The organism is Nonomuraea sp. NPDC049480, assembly GCF_044465905.1.
Taxonomy (GTDB): Bacteria; Actinomycetota; Actinomycetes; order Streptosporangiales; family Streptosporangiaceae; genus Nonomuraea.
The window spans coordinates 1-1,210 of sequence record NZ_JBITMD010000088.1; the positions used below are offsets into that span (position 1 = coordinate 1).

Genomic DNA, 1,210 nt, shown 5'->3' on the forward strand with positions numbered 1-1,210 from the left:
CCAGCAGGTCGTACAGGTCCAGGCCGCTGGGCTCGGTGAGCAGGGCGGACGCCGCGGGCTTCAGAGGTTGTTCGGTCCAGATGCATTTGCCCGTGCCGGTGTAGCGGGTGCCCCAGCGGTGCGAGATCGCCGAGACCAGCTGGAGCCCGCGTCCTCCCTCGTCGGTGTCGGCGGCGCGGCGGATGCGGGGCGTGGTGAGGCTGCCGTCGGAGACCTCGCAGGTCAGCACGTTGCTCCGGAGCAGGCGCAGGTGGATGGGGCCCTTGGCGTGGCGCACGACGTTGCCGACCAGCTCGCTGGCCAGCAGCTCGGTGGTCATCGACAGGTCGTCCAGGTCCCAGGTGTGCAGCTGGGTCCGGACGTGTTCGCGGGCCTCGCCGGCGGCTTTGGGGTGCTCGGGCAGCGGCCAGCAGGCCACGTCCCCGCGCGGCAGCGCGTGGGTGCGCACGACCAGCAGGGCGGCGTCGTCGGCCGTGCCCTTCCTGTTCCTGGCGGGCAGCAGGGTGGCGATGAGACTGTCGCACAGGGCTTCCAGGCACTCGGCGCAGTGGACCCCCGTGGTGTCCGGCGTGGTGGTGTGATCCTGGTGCGGGCACGGCGTTCCGGGCAGGGCGCCGGAGCTGGTGCCGCTGAGCACCTTGGCCAGGTTGGCCATGCCCCGGTCGATGTCGAGGGTGGAGGATTCGACCAGGCCGTCGGTGTACAGGACCAGCAGGCTGCCATCGGGCAGTTCCATGTCCACGACGTCGAAGGGCGGGGTGGCGGCGCCCAGGGGTGAGTTCGGGTCGGCGTCGGGGAAGTGGACGGTGCCGTCGGGGTGGACGACGGCGGGCGGCGGGTGGCCGGCGCGGGTCAGGGTGCAGGAGCGGGTGGTGGGGTCGTAGACCAGGTACAGGCAGGTGGCGTAGAAGTCGTCGCCGAGGCCGCTGACCACGTCGTTGAGGTGGGTGAGCAGCTCGTCGGGGGGCAGTTCCAGGTCGGCCAGGGTGCGGACCGCGGTGCGTAGGCGGCCCATGGTGGCGGCCTCGGCCACGCCGTGTCCCATGACGTCGCCGATGACGATGGCGACTCGGTCGGCCGACAGCGGGATGACGTCGTACCAGTCGCCGCCCACCTCCATGTCCTTGCCGGCGGGCAGGTAGCGGGCCGCGGCGGTGACCGCGGGCAGGCTGGGCAGCTCACGCGGGAGCAGCCCGCGTTGCAGTTCCTG

At 72.2% G+C, this 1,210-nt stretch carries 1 protein-coding gene; it reads right to left on the reverse strand.

Annotated elements, in window-relative coordinates; all coding sequences use genetic code 11:
* A partial coding sequence (locus ACIBX3_RS61240; RefSeq protein WP_397130037.1) for a SpoIIE family protein phosphatase occupies positions 1-1,210 on the reverse strand: 1,210 nt, incomplete at both ends.